General features: G+C 44.5%; 3 protein-coding genes and 1 pseudogene. 3 read left to right on the forward strand and 1 reads right to left on the reverse strand.

What is annotated here, in order from left to right; genetic code table 11:
* The first annotated feature begins 564 nt into the window (after nucleotides 1-564).
* The 3 genes from DXA20_RS15810 (at nucleotide 565) to DXA20_RS15820 (ending at nucleotide 2,331) form a co-directional block, all read left to right on the forward strand.
* Nucleotides 565-1,623: an NAD(P)H-dependent flavin oxidoreductase gene (locus tag DXA20_RS15810; RefSeq protein WP_330421113.1), complete on the forward strand. Its 1,059-nt coding sequence runs from the start codon at nucleotides 565-567 to the stop codon at nucleotides 1,621-1,623.
* Nucleotides 1,624-1,734: 111 nt separating this feature from the next.
* Nucleotides 1,735-1,917: an acylphosphatase gene (locus DXA20_RS18220; RefSeq protein WP_330421118.1), complete on the forward strand. Its 183-nt coding sequence runs from the start codon at nucleotides 1,735-1,737 to the stop codon at nucleotides 1,915-1,917.
* A 45-nt stretch (nucleotides 1,918-1,962) separates the two neighbouring features.
* Nucleotides 1,963-2,331: a DUF3783 domain-containing protein gene (locus DXA20_RS15820; RefSeq protein ID WP_158577265.1), complete on the forward strand. Its 369-nt coding sequence runs from the start codon at nucleotides 1,963-1,965 to the stop codon at nucleotides 2,329-2,331.
* A 190-nt stretch (nucleotides 2,332-2,521) separates the two neighbouring features.
* On the opposite strand, the pseudogene gdhA reads toward DXA20_RS15820, so the two are convergent.
* Nucleotides 2,522-3,873, reverse strand: a pseudogene (gene gdhA / locus DXA20_RS15825) (NADP-specific glutamate dehydrogenase).
* Nucleotides 3,874-4,061: the final 188 nt, after the last annotated feature.

The raw sequence follows: 4,061 nt of genomic DNA on the forward strand, positions 1-4,061 counted from the left end.
ATCTTTGCTTTGCAATGCTTTGATAAATACGCATCCGCACGACTGAGCCCCATAGGTGGGCTCAGCTATTTCGGACGGCACGCTCCCGCTACCACTGCACCACGCAGCGTACATAACGCCCCGGATGTTCGATGGAGTATCTATATCATTTGCAAAATCCGGGCGTAAGTACCGGCGGGTGCAAGTGCCTTTCGAAACATCTGATTCCCACCTCGGGGCGAGTACGGCAGGATGCGTTGATCGAAAATCAAAGCAGCAAAGCAATTAGAATTTTCGAAATCCGTAAGTGACAAGACAATTTTTTAGTCATAGCTCACGGATTTTTAACATATTGGCAGGCAAAATATGATTTCTAAATAACCGGACATAAGAAATATTATGGACATACATCAATTTGAGGTATGGGAAGTCTTAGTTATTAAAATATTTTTATTGTACAAAACGGAATGTGGTAATTAAAACTATGTAATATAGAAAATGATAAAAGAAAATATTGACATCATTACCGCGAAAAGATAATATATTGAATGACGGTATAGAAAATATCGGGAATGGAGGATGTATATGAACGAATTACAGATTGGAAACAAAATAGCAAAGGTGCCGATCATACAGGGCGGTATGGGGGTTGGAGTCAGTCGTTCAAAGCTTGCCGGAGCGGTAGCGGGAGAAGGTGGAATTGGTATTATTTCAACCGCACAGATTGGTTATGATGAGGCTGAATTTGAAACGGATCCGGCAGCCGCCAATAGAAAAGCGATTGTTAAACATATTCGTCTGGCAAAGGAAAAGGCAAAAAACGGTTTGGTCGGTGTTAATATCATGGTTGCATTAAAAGATTATGCAGATCATGTGAAAGCTGCTGTGGCAGCCGGAGCAGATGTGATCATCAGTGGTGCTGGTATTCCGGCAAAGCTTCCGGAGTATGTCGAAGGAAGTGACACAAAGATTGCTCCGATTGTCTCTTCGGCAAAGGCAGCAAAAGTTCTGTTACAGCGCTGGGAGAAGAAATATCATCGTACCGCAGATTTTATTGTAATCGAGGGACCCAAAGCGGGTGGTCATCTTGGATTTTCCAGAGAAGAACTTGACGATATAGATGCAATTGATTATGATACAAGAATCAGAGAGATTATACAGACTGTGCGTGGTTTTGCAGTGCGATTTCAACAGAAGATACCGGTGATCGTGGCTGGAGGTATCTTCACAGCGCAGGATGTCAGACATGCGGTTTCTCTGGGAGCAGATGGTGTTCAGGTAGCTTCCAGGTTTGTCGTCACAGAGGAATGTGACGCGGCAAAGGAATATAAGGAAGCATATATCAAGGGAACTTCGGATGAGATAGAGATTATTAAGAGCCCGGTTGGAATGCCCGGACGAGCACTTCATAATCACTTTCTTGATGAGATCAGGGAAAAACGTATCACGGTAAAAAAGTGCTATGGATGTATGCGTCAGTGTAATATCAATGAAATTCCATATTGTATTACGGAGGCGTTGACCAAAGCCGTTCGGGGAGATGTAGATAATGGATTGATCTTCTGTGGAGCAGAAATAGGAAGGATTCATGAAATGACAACGGTTCATGACTTGATGGAGGAGCTGAAACAGGGCTTTGACTGAGGTAGATCAGATGAGTGAAAGAAAAGAGATCAGAAGAAGGATTGTATTTTACGGAAGAGTACAGGGGGTTGGATTCGGTACCGGACTCAATACGCAGCAGAGCAGTACAGACTGACAGGCTGGGTCTATAATGAGGATGACGGAACAGTTTTGATGGAGGTTCAGGGCGACGAGGCATCCATTGATCAGATGCTGCAGCTACTTCAGAATGACCGTTATATTGACATTGTGGATATGGATATGAAGCAGCTGGTTGTGCAGGAGGATGAGCGGAGCTTTCATATCCGCTATTAAATGGCAGAAACAGAAATAATAAACGAAGGAAAGGTGGAAACGGATATGCGGGGAGCAACGATTTTGGTATTTCATATGGAGCGCGCCAAGGAAAAGCAGATCCGTCTATTGTGCCGCCGGCTTAATATTGAGGTTATCAAGGTGACAGCCGGGGATTATCAGCAAAAGATCGGCAGTCTGGCGGGAATCGTTGGCTTTGCAAAAGAGGCTGTTGAAGAGAGTGACGAATTTGATGGAGAGATGCTGATATTTTCAGGGATGGACTCGGCGGCTGTAGATCGTTTTCTGGCAGAGTACCGGAAGGACGGAATTGAGCCGGTTTCGCTGAAAGCGGTTATCACACCACACAATATCTTCTGGACAGCCGAAAAGGTTTACAGGGAGCTTGAGAGAGAGCATGGCTCTCTGCATTAGCCCGTGAGATAAGCGGACAGAGTGCAATGAGAAGGGCAAAACCAGCGTTTTGCCCTCCAGGAATTACTTTGCAATTCTCGTTGACATAACGCTATATTTCGAGCATTTTCCTATACCATGAAAAAGGGGATCCACGAAAATCGTGGATCCCCTGAATTATTCTTTGTCGTATGAATGAATGGATTATGAATTAAACACAACCCTGAGCCTTCATAGCTTCTGCAACCTTTAAGAAACCTGCGATGTTTGCACCGGCCATGTAGTTTCCTTCCATACCGAACTCCTTAGCAGCCTCGTCACAAGACTTGAAGATCTCCTTCATGATGTTATGAAGCTTTCCGTCAACCTCCTCGAAGGTCCATGAAAGTCTCTCAGAGTTCTGGCTCATTTCAAGACCGGATGTGGCAACACCACCGGCATTTGCAGCCTTAGCTGGTCCGTAGAGCATCTTGTTCTCGAAGTATACGTCGATAGCTTCCGGAGTAGAAGGCATGTTAGCACCCTCAGATACAGCGTAGCAGCCGTTTGCAGCAAGCTCTTGGCACTCTCTGCATCGATCTCGTTCTGTGTAGCACAAGGAAGAGCGATGTCACACTTGATGCTCCAGATGCCACTGCATCCCTCTGTATATGTAGCATTTGCATGGGAGGTTCTTTCAACATACTCTTTGATACGTCCGCGCTCAACCTCTTTGATCTGCTGAACAACAGGAAGATCAATTCCGTCTGGATCGTAAATATATCCGTTAGAATCAGAAAGAGCAACAACCTTAGCACCGAACTCAGTAGCCTTCTTTGTAGCGTAGATAGCTACGTTACCGGAACCGGAGATAACAACAGTCTGATCCTTGAAGCTCTTGCCGTTTGCTTTCAGCATCTCTTCTGTGAAGTAGCAGAGACCAAAACCTGTAGCTTCTGTACGAGCGAGGGAACCACCATAGGTAAGACCCTTACCGGTAAGTACACCAGACCACTCATTGCGGATTCTCTTGTACTGTCCGAACATGTAACCGATCTCACGAGCGCCTGTTCCGATATCGCCGGCAGGTACGTCGCAGTCAGAACCGATGTGCTTGCAAAGCTCAGTCATGAAGCTCTGGCAGAAACGCATTACTTCTCCGTCGCTCTTACCCTTAGGGTTGAAGTCGGAACCACCTTTGCCGCCGCCCATAGGAAGAGTAGTAAGGCTGTTCTTAAAGATCTGCTCGAAACCGAGGAACTTGATGATACCGCTGTATACAGAAGGGTGAAGTCTGAGACCTCCCTTGTATGGTCCGATAGCTGAGTTAAACTGGATACGGAATCCTCTGTTTACCTGAACTTTGCCATTGTCATCAACCCAAGGTACACGGAAGATGATCTGTCTCTCAGGCTCTACGATACGCTCGAAAACGCCTGCCTCTACGAGATCCGGTCTTTTCTCAACAACAGGCTCCAGAGACATAAATACCTCTGTTACGGCCTGGATGAACTCAGGCTCTCCTGCATTTCTCTTCTTAACTGTTTCAAGTAAGTCGATCAGATACTGATTTTTTAACGCCATTGCTAAAAAACCTCCTTTTCTTAATTTTATTAAATTGTGTGTATGATTAGCTCAATACGCTAAATAGAGTATCGCACAAAATTAGTGAAATTTCAACAATTTTTTATAAGAAATCATCATTTTTTTTCGATTAAACTTGTGAAAATAAAACAAAAAAAATACTTTGTAAAACAAAAAAAATACTTTGT

The sequence above is a fragment of the Roseburia sp. AM59-24XD genome (assembly GCF_003478445.1).
GTDB lineage: Bacteria > Bacillota > Clostridia > Lachnospirales > Lachnospiraceae > Jutongia.